The following is a 15,062-nucleotide window of genomic DNA, read 5'->3' on the forward strand; positions in this document are numbered from 1 at the left end:
TTGCAACCTCAGCACAACAACTATATGTTACGCAAATTTATTGAAAGGCCGGTACTCTCTACCGTTATATCGGTCATCATAGTTATACTGGGTATACTGGGGCTAACCACGCTGCCAATATCCCAATACCCCGATATCGCGCCGCCAACGGTGCAGGTTTCGGCATCATACACCGGCGCTAATGCCGAGGTGGTGATGAATAGTGTTATTGTACCGCTTGAAGAACAGATAAACGGTGTGGAGAACATGACCTACATGACCTCTAAAGCCGCCAATGATGGTACAGCAACCATTACCGTTTACTTTAAACTGGGTACTGATCCCGATCTGGCAGCGGTAAACGTGCAGAACAGGGTATCAAAAGCTACCCCATTGCTACCTGCCGAGGTTACCAAGGCGGGTGTTACCACCAGCAAGCAGCAAAGCAGTATGGTGATGGTGTTCGCGCTGCAAAGCTCAAACAAATCATTCGACCAGACATTTTTGCAGAACTATGCCGCCATTAACGTATTGCCACAGGTAAAGCGTATCAATGGTGTGGGTGATGCCATCTCTTTCGGATCGCAGGATTACTCGATGCGTATTTGGCTTAAGCCTGATGTTATGGCTACTTATGGCCTTATACCAGCTGATGTTAACGCCGCCCTTGCCGAGCAGAATATTGAAGCCGCACCGGGTAAGGTAGGCGAAAACAGCAAGCAATCATTCGAGTACGTACTTAAATACAAAGGCCGCTTAAAAAAACCTGCCGAGTTTGAGAACATCGTTATCCGCTCAGCAGGTAACGGGCAGTTTTTACGCCTTAAGGATATAGCACGTGTTGAATTAGGCGCGTTAAGCTACAGTGTTACTACCGAAACCAATGGCGAGCCATCAATAGCGCTGGCTGTATACCAGGCAGCAGGATCAAACGCGCATGAGATGATTCAGCAGATTGATGAAACGCTTGTGCAGGCAGCAAAAACTTTCCCGCAGGGCGTTAAGGTAACGCACATCTTTAGCGCTAATGATTTCCTTGACGTATCTATCGAAAAGGTAATTCACACGCTTATCGAGGCATTTATCCTCGTGTTTATCGTGGTATTCATCTTCCTGCAGGATTTCCGCTCAACGCTGATTCCGGCCATTGCCGTGCCGGTAGCTATTGTGGGTACATTCTTCTTCCTGCAATTGTTCGGTTTTACCATCAACCTGTTAACCTTGTTTGCGTTGGTGTTAGCCATCGGTATTGTGGTGGATGATGCCATCGTGGTAGTTGAGGCCGTACACGCCAAGCTGGATAACGGTGCCAAATCAGCCAAAAAAGCTACCGTAACCGCCATGAACGAGATCAGCGGCGCGGTAATATCTATTACCCTGGTTATGGCCGCGGTATTTATCCCGGTAACATTCATCACCGGTTCATCGGGTGTGTTTTATAAACAATTTGGTTTAACACTGGCTATTTCCATCATTATATCGGCGGTTAACGCGTTAACGCTGAGCCCGGCGCTGTGTGCCCTGTTATTAAAACCGCATCCGGAAGGAGAACATCATAAAACAGGTTTACTTAACCGCTTTTACGCGGCCTTTAACGCCGGTTTTGATGCCGTTACCGAAAAATACAAACGTTCGGTAGGCTTCCTGTCTGTTAAAAAATGGATAGCGGTATTGGGTATAGCTGTGTTTGGCGTACTGTTCTGGTACCTGTTAAAAACCACACCAAGCGGTTTCGTGCCCGATGAGGATCAAAGCTTTATCATGGCCGATATCAGCCTACCTCCGGCGGCATCGTTGGAGCGTAGTATCGAGGTATCAAATCAGGTTGGTAAAATGGTACAATCGCTACCCGAGGTTGAATCGGTTACACGTGTTGCCGGTACAGGCTTGTTAAGCGGCGCGGGCGGTTCATACAGTATATTGTTCATAAAACTGAAAGATTGGAAGCTGCGTGAAGGTGCCGAGCATAGTGTTTCAGCCGTTACAGGTAAGATGTTTGGCATGACGGCCGGTATCAAAGCCGCCAAGATCATCTTCTTCGCGCCACCATCACTGCAAGGTTTTGGTAACAGCAGTGGTTTTGAGCTGCAATTGCAGGATCGTACCGGCGGCAGCATCGAAAATTTCATGGCTGTTAATGGTAAATTCCTGGGTGCTTTAAATCAGCGTCCCGAAATTCAATACGGTGCTACCTTCTTTAACACCAACTTTCCGCAATACGAGGTTGATGTAAACGTAGCCAAGTGTAAGGATGCCAATATTGGTGTTGATGCCGTGTTGGGTACACTGCAAGGTTATTTTGGTGGTTTGTATGCATCAAACTTTAACGAGTTTGGTAAACAATACCGTGTAATGATACAGGCTGATGCGGGTTTCCGCGGCACGCCTGAGAGCATGACCAAAATATTTGTGCGTACCAATGATAATGTGATGGCGCCGATATCAGAGTTCGTGACCCTGAAAAAAGTTTACGGTCCGGAATCTATCAGCCGTTTCAACCTGTTCACATCCATATCAATAACCGGTGCGCCTAAGCCTGGTTTTAGTACGGGTGATGCCATCAAGGCCGTACAGGAAGTTGCCGCGCAAACATTACCAACCGGTTATGGCTACGAATTCTCTGGCCTTAGCCGTGAGGAGATATCAAGCGGTAGCCAAACACTGTTCATCTTCGCACTGTGTTTAATATTCGTATACTTCCTGCTTAGCGCGCAGTACGAGAGCTATATTCTGCCATTCGCGGTATTGCTTTCACTGCCTGTAGGTTTGGCCGGCGCGTTTGTGTTCGCCAAAATATTCGGTGTACAAAACAACATCTATTTACAGATCACGCTCATCATGCTCATCGGTTTGCTGGCCAAAAATGCCATCCTTATCGTAGAGTTCGCGGTGATGCGCCGCAAAGGTGGTTTGAGCATTATTGATGCCGCCATTGAAGGTGCCGTAGCCCGTTTACGCCCTATCCTGATGACATCGTTCGCGTTCATCCTGGGTTTGGTTCCGTTGATGCTGGCCACCGGCGCGGGTGCCGAGGGTAACCGCTCAATTGGTACAGGCGCGGTAGGCGGTATGCTTATCGGTACCATATTCGGTGTGTTCGTTATCCCTACGCTGTTCGTAATATTCCAAAGCCTGCAAGAACGCATTAGCGGTAAAAAAGCGCAGGAAGAAGAAGATGATGAGGACGATGAAGTTGTAGTGGCTAAATAACCGTGTTGTAATTTATTGAGTAAAAAGATAATTATCATAACAATGATCAAGAGATATAAATGGCCGGTACTCGCAGCGCTTGCAGCAACGATGATCATTTCATCGTGTGTTACTAAAAAGTATAAGCAGCCCGACCTTAACGTACAAACGGATAAGCTGTATCGTGATACTACCATTAGCGATACCACCTCGATAGCCACTGTGCCTGTTGAGCAGCTATTTGCCGATACCGTTTTACAAGGCCTTATAAAAGAGGGTATACAAAATAACCTCGACCTTAAAACGGCTATGCAGCGCATCAACTCGGCGTATGCTACGTTGCAGCAAACCAAGGCCGCGTTTTTCCCGAGCCTATCGGGCAACGCGCAGGTAACCCGTAACAAGCAATCACTGGCAGGTTTGAACTTTCCGCCGGAGTTTGCAAGCTCGTTCATCCTGACCACCACTACCCACCAATTGGGTTTAAGCAGTAGCTGGGAGGCCGATATTTGGGGTAAGCTAAGCAGTTCGAAACGTTCGGCGTTGGCAAGCTTTTTCGCGAGTGAGGCCGGTAAGCGTGCCGTGCAAACACAGCTGATAGCTGATATTGCCAACAACTACTACAACCTGCTGGCTTTAGATAAGCAATTGGCCATAACTGAGCAAACGCTTAAAAACCGCATTACCGATGTGGAAACCATGAAGGCTTTGAAGGAGAGCGCCATAGTTACCGGTGCTGCCGTGGTACAAAGCGAGGCCAACCGTTATGCTGCCGAGGTTACCATACCTGATCTGAAACGCAGCATCCGCGAAACGGAGAATGCTTTGAGTATACTGCTTGCCCGTGCTCCGGGCGCCATAAAACGCACCTCGTTAGATGAGCAAAAGCCTTATAGCGATATGCAGGTGGGTATACCATCTCAATTGCTAAAAAACAGGCCCGATGTGCAGCAGGCTGAGTTTGCCTTCCGCAGCGCGTTCGAGAATACTAATATGGCACGCACCTATTTTTACCCGGCCTTAACCATAACGGCACAGGGTGGTTTGTCGTCATTAAAAATCAAGAACCTGTTTGATAACTCTATATTTTACAATATAGTTGGCGGTCTTACCCAACCTATTTTTGCCAAGGGCGAGAACCGCGCCAGGTTACGTACAGCAAAGGCTAATCAGGAGCAGGCTTACTATGCTTTCCAGCAATCAATATTGAATGCAGGTTCAGAAGTATCGAACGCGCTGTATGCTTATCAAACAGCTATGGAGAAACAAAGCTCACGTACCCATCAGCTGGAAGCATTACAAAAGTCGGTTGATTTTACTAAGGAGTTGCTGCGCTACAGCTCGGCAACTAACTATACTGATGTGTTAACATCAGAGCAAAGCCTGCTGGCCGCGCAGCTTAGCAGTGTAAGCGACAGGTTGCAACAATTACAATCCATAGTGAACCTATACCGTTCATTAGGTGGTGGTTGGAAATAAAACACGGCATTGTCAAAAAGTTAGCAATATTTAACATTGGCTTAAAATATTGCAAAGCAATGTTCGTCTACAATACCGCGGGGATATTTACCCTGCGGTATTGTAATTATCTTTGTGCGCCTTTTTGCCGCGAGGTAAATTGAGTGAATATAAATATGAATATCATAATACAAGTAAGTAAGAAATTAAGTTTATTGGCAGTAGCTATGTTGCTGACCGTGATGGCCTTTGCGCAAAATACTGTTGTGCAGGGTACCATTCGCGATGCAAAGACCAAAGAAACACTGCCCTATGTTTCGGTGGCTGTTGTGGGTACCACACAAGGCGTAAATACCGATATGAATGGTCGTTACCGCATCACCATTAACGGCACCTATACCCAGTTGCAAGCATCATACGTAGGTTATAAAACCGTACTAAAAAACATATTGCCCAGCCGCGAGCAAACCGTTGATATTTTAATGGGCGACGATGCCAAGCTACTGAGCGAAGTAGTGGTAAAAGCCGGTAAAAAGAAGAAATATAGCAACAAGAATAACCCTGCTGTTGAACTGATCCGCAAGGTTATTGCTAACAGGGATAAAAACCGCTCTGAAGCATACGACTATACCCAGTACAAGCAGTACGAAAAGATGTTCTTCTCGCTAAGCAACCTGTCTGACAAGTTCAAGAACCGTAAAATGTTCCGTAACTACCAGTTCCTGTTCCAAGAGCAGGATTCAACCGCCATTGGTGGCAAGAATTTGCTGCCGATGTATATGGAAGAAAAGCTGTCTGACAATTACTACCGCAAAGATCCTGAAAGGAAAAAACAAATAGTTACCGCCCACAAGCAGGTTAAGTTTGATGAGAACTTTATTGATAACGAGGGCTTGCAGCAGTACTTTAACCGCATGTACCAGGATATTGAGATATATGATAATAATATCTCCCTGTTAAGCAACCAGATACTTAGCCCGATAGCCAACTCTGCACCGGCATTCTATAAATTCTTTATTACCGATACGCTTAAGGATCAAAGTCCGCAATTGGTTGAGCTGAGCTTTACGCCGCGCAACACTACCGATATGCTGTTTGAAGGCCGCATATACATCACCCTTGATGGTAACTATGCTGTTGAGAACGCGGTATTATCAGTCAATAAAAACATCAACCTTAACTTTGTGCGCCAAATGATGGCCACGCTAACCTTTGCCAAAAATCCCGATGGCCGTTACCACCTAAGCGGCAGCGACCTGAAGATGGATTTTGGTATCAATAAAAATAAAGGTGGCGGTATTTTTGGCCAGCGCACCGTAACTATTCAGGATTTTGCCATTAACCAGGCCCAGCCAAAAACTATCTATGATGGTCCGGCAGTGGTAACATCGTTGGATGCGGAGGATAAGAGCGATATGTTCTGGCAGTCAAACCGCCTGGATACGCTTAGCGTGCAGCAGCGCGATATTTATAAGAATATTGATAGCCTGCAAACCATACCATCCTTTAAACGCACTATGGACCTGATTACCCTGTTCATTGCCGGTTACAAGAATTTTGGTCCGTTTGAGGTTGGCCCCGTAAATACCTTTTACAGCTTTAACCCGGTTGAGGGTTTCAGGCTGCGTTTAGGTGGCCGTACCACTACCGCGCTGAGCGAGCGTTACTATTTTGAAACGTACGGCGCTTATGGTTTTAAGGACGAAAAGTTCAAGTACTTTTTAAGTGCTACCTACTCGTTAAATGATAAGTCTATCTATCGTTTCCCGCAAAACTATATCAGGGCAAGCTTTCAGCACGATACAAAAATTCCGGGTCAGGAGTTGCAGTTTGTGCAGGAGAGTAGCTTCCTGTTATCATTTAAACGTGGTAATAATGATATGTGGTTGTATAACGACATATTCAGGTTAGATTATGTACATGAGTTCCGCAACCACTTCTCGTACAATCTGGGCTTTAAAACATGGTCGCAAAGCCCGGCCGGTGCCTTGTATTTCCAAAATAATTTGAACGGTCAGCCTAACAACGTGCGTACCCTAAGCACTACCGAGCTTTCGTTACAACTGCGTTATGCCCCTCACGAAAAGTTTTATCAAGGCAAACTATACCGTACACCGATACCTGATAAGTATCCCATTTTTATGGTGCAGTATAACCAGGGGGTGAGAGATCTGTTTGGTGGCGATTATAATTACCAAAGCATTACGGCTAACATTAACAAACGTTTTTACTGGTCGCAGTTTGGTTATACCGATATTTGGTTAGAGGGTAACAACATATTCGGGCAGGCACCATTTCCGTTGCTGGATATACACAGGGCCAACCAATCGTACGCGTTCCAGTTCCAATCATACAACTTAATGAACTTTTTGGAGTTTGTGAGTGATCATTACGCGTCAATAACTATCGATCATAGCTTTAATGGTTTCTTTTTTAACAAGATACCATTGCTTAAAAAGCTGAAATGGCGTGAGGTTGTTGACTTTAAAAGCCTTTGGGGTGGCATCCGTAATCAAAACAACCCAGCTCTGCATCCGGAGTTGCTGAACTTCCCTGTTAGTACCGAAACAGGCTTGCCTATCACTTATTCATTAGGCAATGACCCATACATGGAGGGTAGTGTGGGTATATCAAACATATTCAAACTATTAAGGGTTGATTATGTTAAACGTTTCTCATACCTCGATAATCCGGGTATTGCCAAAAGCGGATTTAGATTCTTTGTTAAGTTCGATTTTTAACGAAAATTCTTAACTCAATATATATGCAAGAGGCCCGTATTTGTTACGGGCCTTTTCTGTTATTAACAGATTTGGATTTCTGAAATATCCATCGTAATATTGCGATTGATATGGGGATTACACGTACCGAGATATTTACTGATGAGCAAAACCACTTGGCTGTTATGCTTAAGGCTATCGCGCACCCGGCACGTATAGCCATACTTCAGCATATTATTAAAGCTGATGCCTGTATCTGCGGCGATCTGGTTGAGGAGTTAGGGTTGGCTCAGGCCACCATATCGCAACATTTAAAAGAACTAAAAAACGCGGGACTTATTCAGGGCAGTATTGATGGCGCGAGTGTTTGTTACTGTATTGAACCTAAAGCATGGAAAGCGCTTAACAGTTTATTAAATAATTTTTTTGAATCATATAAGGGATCAGCAAATACCTGCTGCTGATTTTTTTTGAAAACAACTATCGTAATATTGCAATAATACAATTAACATGGAAACACTAAACTGGCAAACATTTAAGGATACATTGGTGGCTAACAAGGGGCTTACCCTACAGTTTCAGTACGCCGAAGGGCAATGGGTTGATGCATCATACCATATAACCGAAATAAAGCAGGCGCCGGTAACTTCGGTTGATTGTGGTGGTGTAATGAATGCCTGGACAGAAGTGATAATACAACTATGGGAGCCCGTAAGCGAGGGCAATCGCGAAGCCATGAAGGTTGATAAGGCACTCGCCATAGTAAACTTGGTTGAAAAAACTATGCCCCTGCATCCGTTAGCTATGGTAAAGGTTGAGTTTGGCAACCAGCAGTTTGATACCCGCCAGCTTATACCCAAGGGTTTTATTATTGCCGATGGCAATTTGGTGGTTGACCTTCGCCCCGATACCGTACAGTGCAAGGCTATTGAGCGTGGCGGTAATTGCGGCACCCCGGGGGCTGATGATAGTGAACAAAGAACAGGCATACAAAATTTGGCAGCGGCATCATGCTGTACACCGGGTGGTGGTTGCTGTTAATTATAATTTAACATGATCATACTATCGGCAAAACCCTACAGGCAACAGGTAACCGCTCTGCTGCAATCGCAAAACTTACCTTATCAGGATCTGCCTGATGATATGAGTGATTTTTATGTAGCTATAAATGATAACAGGATAATAGCTGTGGCCGGCTTTGAGAGCTATGGCAGTTATGGCTTGCTGCGCTCGGTTGCCGTAGCGCCCGAACATAGGGGTAAGGGTATTGCGGCCAGCTTGTTATGCGTAGTGAATACGCGTGCCATACACAAAGGCATAAAGCAGCTATGGTTATTTACCGAAACAGCTTCGGGATATTTTAAGCGATCGGGGTTTGATGAGGCTCGGCGCGCCGATGTGCCTGCCGCATTGCAGCTCTCAAAACAATATAGCTCGGTATGCCCGCAAACAGCCATCGTAATGTTTAAAACACTTTAACAAACATCAGTTTGAAAAACATATTGATACTATGTACCGGTAACAGTTGCCGTAGCCAGATAGCGCATGGTTACCTGACACATTTTGCAGGTAACAAAGCCAATGTTTACAGCGCGGGTATTGAAACACATGGCGTTAACCCTAAAGCCATTAAAATTATGGCTGATGAGGGTATGGATATATCCACCCATACATCAAACCATGTGGATGAATACCAACACATAGCCTTTGATTATGTGATAACCGTTTGCGACAACGCAAATGAGGCATGCCCTTACTTTCCGGGTAATGTACACCGGCTGCACCACAACTTTCCGGACCCGGCAAAAGCTACCGGTACCGAGGTGGAGGTTATGCAGCAGTTTAAGGTTGTAAGGGATATGATAAAACTTTATGTAAAGAATTTCACGGAAGAACATCTGTTTGTAAAAACAACAGAGGTTTGATTTTGTTATTTTCGACAAAATGTGTATAATTGTCTAATGATTAAAGCCGAGGCTCTGGATAGTGTACGTGAGGATATAATTACCGCTGCTGAAGAGGTATTTAAAAAGTATGGTTACCTGAAGGTAAGCATGCAGGATATTTCAAAAGCCAGTGGTAAGGGTAGGAGCACGCTTTATTATTACTTCCGCAATAAAATGGAAGTGTTTGATGCCGTTGGTGTGAGAATGTTCACCCAGCTGCTGCGCGAATGCCAAAAGGTGATAAGCCCCGAGGCTACCTTTGTTACCAATATTGAAAAGTACTATACCGTTAAGCTGCGTAACCTGAAAAGGCTGGTATCATCATACGAACTGGTGACCGAAGATTTCAGGCAAGATCCATCGCTACTGGCATCAAAAACGCATACACTACAAAATAACGAGATAGCCCTGCTGAACAATATTATACAATGGGCCCAGGCCAATAAGGAGATAGCCCCGTTAAGTACCGACGATAGTATGTTTCTGTCGGAGATATTTGTGACGGCCTTTAAAAGCTTTGAGCACGAAATAGTATTATACAACAAGCTGCCAAATTTTGAAGAAAAAATAAACTGGTTAGCCCAGATTTTATATAAAGGATTAAAGTAGAATTTTTTTTGATCATAATTCGACATAAATACGTAAAGTGTCTATATGATTATCGAAGTTTCTGCGTTATAGCAATATCACAATTCATTCTATTACAGATCAAATCAACCCAATCATGATAGCAAGAACCGCGCAAAGGCAAACATCAAAAAGTAAGGAGCAAATTGTTGATAGTGCCATCAGGCTTATCAGCAAGTACGGTTTTGAACAGCTAACGCTCGACCAGGTGGGCGTTGCCGCCAATGCCAAACGCTATGCCATAGTAGCCAAATACGGTAATCTGGGCAACCTGATGCAAGTTTGCCTGCAAGCCAGTTTGGATAGCCTGGCGCTCTTTATGTCGTTACGCTCGTACCGCAACGACTATCGTGAACATAAAACCGAAGATTTTTGGGCTTTGCTGGTAGCCTTTAACACGCACAATGCCGATAAAGCCAGCGTTATTTGCCGCTATCTTAAATCGCCGTCAATTTTTCAGGCGCAGGATTTCAGGACCGAGCTGGTAAAGTTGCTTAACCCGATATATGATCATTTTGAGCAGGGCCTGCTGCAAAACAGCAATGTGCATATCAGGTTCATATCATTCAAATACCTCTATCAATCGGCCTGTGCTTATGCCGAGAGCAGGTCATCCGCATCAACATTGAGCCACACGGCATCGCTAAGTGTTTATTATAACAACAAAGTAGCACCGGAGTTGGAGCGTATATTAAGGCTGCCTATCAATTAATAAGGCAGCCTTAATGTAATGGGAGTTGAGGGATTATTTCAATCCCTCAATTTCGTGCAGGGTTTTGGGCAGGTATTTGCCTAATAGCTGATGGCCGGTATCGGTTATTAAAAAGTTATCTTCAACACGTATGCCGCCAAAATCGCGGTAGGTGTTCAGCACATCGTAATTAATAAAATCAGCATACTTATTTTCGGCCTGCCAACGGTCAATCAGTTCAGGTATAATGTAGATGCCCGGCTCAACGGTTAGTACGAAACCGGCCTGCAACTCACGCCCCAAACGCAACGATTTTAAACCGAAAATACTGGTTTCCTTCTTCAGCTCGTCGGTATAGCCAACAAACTGCTCGCCCAGGTCTTCCATATCGTGCGTATCCATACCCAGCATGTGGCCTAAACCGCATTGAAAGAACATGGTATGCGCGCCCGCGGTTACCGCTTCGGCAGCATCGCCTTTCATCAGGCCTACGCCGGTTAAGCCCTCAACCAATTTTTGGCAGGCAGCTAAGTGAATATCCAAATATCTAACGCCCGGTTTCAGCATACTGATGGCATGATCCATAGCGCTGATCACGGTGTTATACAGATCGGCCTGTTTGGTACTGAATTTTTTACCTGCCGGAAAAGTGCGGGTAAGGTCGCCGCCGTAATGCAGGGCATTTTCGGCGCCAATATCGCTCAATACCATATCGCCCTCTTTAAGCTCGTGGCCATAATAGTGGGTGTGCAGGGTTTGACCTTGTGTGGTTATGATAGCCGGATAACCCAACCTTGAATTTTGGGCTATAGCCACCTGGTGCGCATGCGATACCATCTCGAAACATTTTACACCTGGTCGCGAGTTTTTAATAACAGCCAGCTGCATATCAATACTGGTGTTAACCGCTTTCTCCAGCTCATCAACCTCCAAAGCAGACTTGATAACACGCTGCCCGATCACTGTACGAACCAATTTTTCGGACACCAAACCTTTTACTTCGGCCGTAGTTTTACCGAACCACGTGGCCAGCTTGATCACATTCTCCGGCCTATAGGGTGGCAATATGTGTACCGTGCGACCTTTGCTTATGGCTGCCTGAATATAGTCGGCAACGGCGTTGTATGGTTTGGTATTGCTGATGCCCACCATCGAGGCCATTTCGTTAACGGTAGGCAGGGTGCCTGTCCACACAATATCATCAATGGTAAGCTCATTACCGTATATGATTTCCTCACCGGTTTCGGTATCAATGGTGGCTGCCAGCGAGGCTACATCAAGCCCGAAATAATATAAAAAACTACTATCCTGACGAAAAAGGTAGGCATTGTCCTTATAGTTCATGCTGCTTTCCTCGTTACCCATAAACAGCAAAATGCCATCGGTGCCAAAGCGTTGTTTTAGCACATCACGGCGGTTGGTATAAACCTGTTTTTCAAATAGGTTGATCTCCATAGTTGAAATGTATTTGTTATGCGCAAATCAAAGCAAAATTATTTAAACCCCATGCCCGCTTTTTAGCTTTTGACAGGAGGATGTTACCCCCTCGATCTATCCGATAAAAAATATTAAATAAAAAAAATAAAGAAAAATTCTTGATTTGATAAATGTTAGTTGTATACTTGCAGCATGAAAACAACAACAATACAATGTGCTATACCCCAACTGAGTGATCAGAGAGGATAGGCTATGTATTGACTAAAAAATAAGAAAATACTTTAAAATCCTCTTAGTTCATCTAAGGGGATTTTTTGTTTTAGGGAGTTTTTTCAGGGTAGTATATCAATTGGTCAGATTACCACATTTGGGATGTGGAGGCTCCCGGTTCGAGTCCGGGTTACCCTACAGTAATTAAATGGAAATATGGCTCAATGGTGAGAGCAACACCCTTATACGGTGCCGGTTACAGGTTCAAGTCCTGTTATTTCCACAAATAAAGGTCGGTTGCCCGAGTGGTAAGGGTATCCTCTGCAAAAGGATCGTTCACAAGTTCGAATCTTGTACCGGCCTCCGTGTTTTAAATTTTTCTGTGGTGCAATGGTAGCACGTCTGATTTTGGTTCAGAAGATCGTGGTTCGAGTCCATGCAGAAAAACATTTTTTTGAAAATTCAGGTCACCCCGCCCCGCCCGAGAATCATCATCCGGGCGGGTAAGGGGGGAGTGTTTTATATAAAGAAATTTCTTTATATAAATTGTTGTGCTTTTTATATCTGGCTGTTTGATACTCTAACTATACCATAGCGTGCAACTGTGCCTCGCAGGTTTGCAGCATGGCTTGCATCTCCTGCAAATATTCGCGGGTTTGGTTGCTTATTTGCGGTATCAGCCCTTTGTAATAGTCGATGCCTTGTTGCAATTGCTGCCTAAATTTATCTAAGTACTTTTCCTTTTTGCTGTTTATGTTATTTACCGAGCGGGCTACTTCCTTATTCAGATAATCAATATACAGGTTAAGCTCGTTGATGAACAGGTTGGGGCGGCTTACATTCTTCAACAGGTTTAGCTTGCCGTAAATATGCTTCACCATTTCATCTAAGGAGTACGTCGCTTTAAAATAAGCCAGGTTAGGGCCGGGGCAAATGGCTACGGCCTTGTTTTCGCGCGGTTTGAGGATGTCGTTTTTAATATAGGCCGATACCGCTAATCCTTCGCAAAGGCATACCTTTTCGGTTACTTCCCTTATCTGATGGGTTATCTTATCAATCGGCAGATCGGAGGCCATCAGCTGCTCAATTTTAAGGTGCTGATACTGGCGCGATGCCGTACATATTGGCTCGCTGGTGAATTCGGTATTGGTACACAAATACTTTTTAGTACACGGGCTACCCGGCCGATGGGCCATTATGCGTTTTAAGCGTAACTGCTGTATACCTGCCGGTCTGAAATTATTGAACAATACCCCCAGAGGTGATGCCGCGCTCACGTAAAAATCATCGGGATGGGCATTAGTAAGTTGGTGTAGTGTTTCTTCATCCACATTGGTAGCCTCGGGTACTAACAAAAACGGACTACCCCAGCCGGTAGCATCCAGCGCGTAATGATCTAATAAAAAACTATTTTCGGCAGCGGTGCCTATACCACCCTGCACACTTACGCGGATAGATGGATTATTTAGGGTATGATAACCCTTGCCATTCAGCGCATGCAAGTATATCTGTTGCAGTTCATCAAACATGTCCTGTCGCTTTTCGCTAAATTCCTGCAAAATGGGGCCAAGCAGCAAACCATCGGTAGCAAAGGCATGGCCGCCGCAGTTAAGACCCGATTCGATACGGAATTCATGCACCCATATACCTTTTTTAGCCAAAAACTTAGCCTGTATCAAAGCCGACCGGTAATCGCTCACCTTCAGTATCACCCGCTTACGGATATTGCCATCCTCATCCGGAAAAAAATCCCTGAACTGTTCGAGGTAGCTATACAGCCTCGGGTTCATCCCTGCCGATAATACCACTGAGCCATGTACAGCACTTTGGGCAAAGCCACGCAGGGCGGCAAGCGCATCGGTATTCATATCTCCGGTTGGCTGGCCATCCTTATCATAATTCATCTTATCAACCTTAGCCATAATATTTACATCAATGCTGCCGGGCTGCATTTGGCAGCGTAGCTGTTGCTCTAACCTGTGCTTAAGTTCAGCATCGTCTGTTTGCTGCATCAGCGTATATTTTTGTTTGAGGCGCGAGCCATCGGGCAGCATATCAAAATAACGGTCAATATCGTGCCCCTCATTAAATGGCTGTTGCTTTATGGCTACCATTTGCAGGTTAACATAAGTGTTCAGCATATCCAGGTAGGCCGTAATGCGGCGGGCGCGGTAATCGTGCTCGGTTTTATGGATGGGGATGTACTCATCATTATGCTCGCGGATGTGGAATTCACGCATGCGTTCCGTAAGCTCATCATCAACTATTGAAACTACCGATGATATACCATAACGTGCCACCTTTAGCGGCGTATCTATTGAAAAGGCCAGTCCTAAAACCGGGATATGGAAGTTGTGCATATTAATAAGGGAAAAATTGTTATTCAATAAAAAAAGCGGCTGACAAACCGCTTTTTTTAATCATACCACACTAATCTTGTTGTTAAACTATTACAATGATGATCATTGCCAGATGGATAAGAAAGCTGGCCGCGAACAGCCTGAGCACGGTACGTATACCGGCACCGGCCATATTGGCGATCAGGTTTGCAAAAAAGCAGATCATGGTGATGGCCAATACTGCGGCAGAACCGTCGAAGTAGTAGCTTAGCACTGCCGGTATGGGTAAAAATATTACGCCATGCACCATCAGCACTAAAAAGAACCATAAGGTTTGCTTGCTTTTTTGCGCGTCGGCAAACTCATTAAACTTGTCCCACAAGTTAAAATGCCGGGTTGCCGGTTTATTGTCACTTACAAAATGCGGGGTTATTGTTTTAATGGTTGCCATAACTTTTATCGTTTT

The 15,062-nt window shown here is 44.9% G+C and carries 12 protein-coding genes and 4 tRNA genes; 13 read left to right on the forward strand and 3 right to left on the reverse strand.

Going from position 1 to position 15,062, the window contains the following annotated elements; all coding sequences use genetic code 11:
• The first annotated feature begins 24 nt into the window (after positions 1-24).
• The 9 genes from IM792_RS06300 (at position 25) to IM792_RS06340 (ending at position 10,631) form a co-directional block, all read left to right on the forward strand.
• Positions 25-3,189, forward strand: coding sequence for an efflux RND transporter permease subunit (locus IM792_RS06300; protein WP_194100991.1), 3,165 nt, complete (start codon positions 25-27; stop codon positions 3,187-3,189).
• Between the two features lie 42 nt (positions 3,190-3,231).
• Positions 3,232-4,647 (forward strand): efflux transporter outer membrane subunit, encoded by a 1,416-nt coding sequence (locus tag IM792_RS06305; RefSeq protein WP_194100992.1) that lies wholly within the window; start codon positions 3,232-3,234, stop codon positions 4,645-4,647.
• A gap of 155 nt (positions 4,648-4,802) precedes the next feature.
• Positions 4,803-7,367 carry a DUF5686 and carboxypeptidase-like regulatory domain-containing protein gene (locus IM792_RS06310; RefSeq protein WP_194100993.1) on the forward strand — a complete coding sequence of 855 codons (2,565 nt, stop codon included), beginning with the start codon at positions 4,803-4,805 and terminating at the stop codon, positions 7,365-7,367.
• A gap of 110 nt (positions 7,368-7,477) precedes the next feature.
• A complete protein-coding gene (locus tag IM792_RS06315) occupies positions 7,478-7,810 on the forward strand; it encodes a metalloregulator ArsR/SmtB family transcription factor (RefSeq protein WP_194100994.1) in 333 nt (110 codons plus the stop codon).
• 46 nt (positions 7,811-7,856) lie between these two features.
• Complete coding sequence (locus tag IM792_RS06320; protein ID WP_194100995.1) at positions 7,857-8,387, forward strand: DUF6428 family protein; 531 nt, start codon at positions 7,857-7,859, stop codon at positions 8,385-8,387.
• A gap of 12 nt (positions 8,388-8,399) precedes the next feature.
• The gene (gene arsN2 / locus IM792_RS06325) at positions 8,400-8,825 is read left to right on the forward strand and encodes an arsenic resistance N-acetyltransferase ArsN2 (RefSeq protein WP_194100996.1); all 426 of its coding nucleotides are present in this window, start codon (positions 8,400-8,402) and stop codon (positions 8,823-8,825) included.
• A gap of 11 nt (positions 8,826-8,836) precedes the next feature.
• Positions 8,837-9,271 carry an arsenate reductase ArsC gene (locus IM792_RS06330; RefSeq protein ID WP_194100997.1) on the forward strand — a complete coding sequence of 145 codons (435 nt, stop codon included), beginning with the start codon at positions 8,837-8,839 and terminating at the stop codon, positions 9,269-9,271.
• 36 nt (positions 9,272-9,307) lie between these two features.
• Positions 9,308-9,901, forward strand: coding sequence for a TetR/AcrR family transcriptional regulator (locus tag IM792_RS06335; protein ID WP_194100998.1), 594 nt, complete (start codon positions 9,308-9,310; stop codon positions 9,899-9,901).
• Positions 9,902-10,016: 115 nt separating this feature from the next.
• Complete coding sequence (locus IM792_RS06340) at positions 10,017-10,631, forward strand: TetR/AcrR family transcriptional regulator (RefSeq protein WP_194100999.1); 615 nt, start codon at positions 10,017-10,019, stop codon at positions 10,629-10,631.
• Between the two features lie 33 nt (positions 10,632-10,664).
• Here the strand turns inward: IM792_RS06340 and IM792_RS06345 are convergent, their stop codons facing one another.
• Positions 10,665-12,065 (reverse strand): aminopeptidase P family protein, encoded by a 1,401-nt coding sequence (locus IM792_RS06345; RefSeq protein ID WP_194101000.1) that lies wholly within the window; start codon positions 12,063-12,065, stop codon positions 10,665-10,667.
• A gap of 316 nt (positions 12,066-12,381) precedes the next feature.
• On the opposite strand from IM792_RS06345, the gene IM792_RS06350 reads away from it, so the two are divergent.
• The 4 genes from IM792_RS06350 to IM792_RS06365 all read left to right on the forward strand — a co-directional run bounded on the left by IM792_RS06350 (position 12,382) and on the right by IM792_RS06365 (position 12,704).
• Positions 12,382-12,455: transfer RNA gene (locus IM792_RS06350), tRNA-Pro, on the forward strand.
• 12 nt (positions 12,456-12,467) lie between these two features.
• Positions 12,468-12,540 (forward strand) — tRNA-Ile (locus IM792_RS06355).
• An 8-nt stretch (positions 12,541-12,548) separates the two neighbouring features.
• Positions 12,549-12,620, forward strand: a tRNA-Cys gene (locus IM792_RS06360).
• 13 nt (positions 12,621-12,633) lie between these two features.
• Positions 12,634-12,704 (forward strand) — tRNA-Gln (locus IM792_RS06365).
• Positions 12,705-12,841: 137 nt separating this feature from the next.
• On the opposite strand, the gene IM792_RS06370 is transcribed toward IM792_RS06365, so the two are convergent.
• Positions 12,842-14,617 (reverse strand): hypothetical protein, encoded by a 1,776-nt coding sequence (locus tag IM792_RS06370; protein WP_194101001.1) that lies wholly within the window; start codon positions 14,615-14,617, stop codon positions 12,842-12,844.
• A gap of 82 nt (positions 14,618-14,699) precedes the next feature.
• Positions 14,700-15,047, reverse strand: a complete 348-nt coding sequence (locus tag IM792_RS06375; RefSeq protein ID WP_194101002.1) for a hypothetical protein — start codon at positions 15,045-15,047, stop codon at positions 14,700-14,702.
• Positions 15,048-15,062 lie beyond the last annotated feature (15 nt).

The sequence above is a fragment of the Mucilaginibacter sp. JRF genome (genome assembly GCF_015223065.1).
GTDB lineage: Bacteria > Bacteroidota > Bacteroidia > Sphingobacteriales > Sphingobacteriaceae > Mucilaginibacter.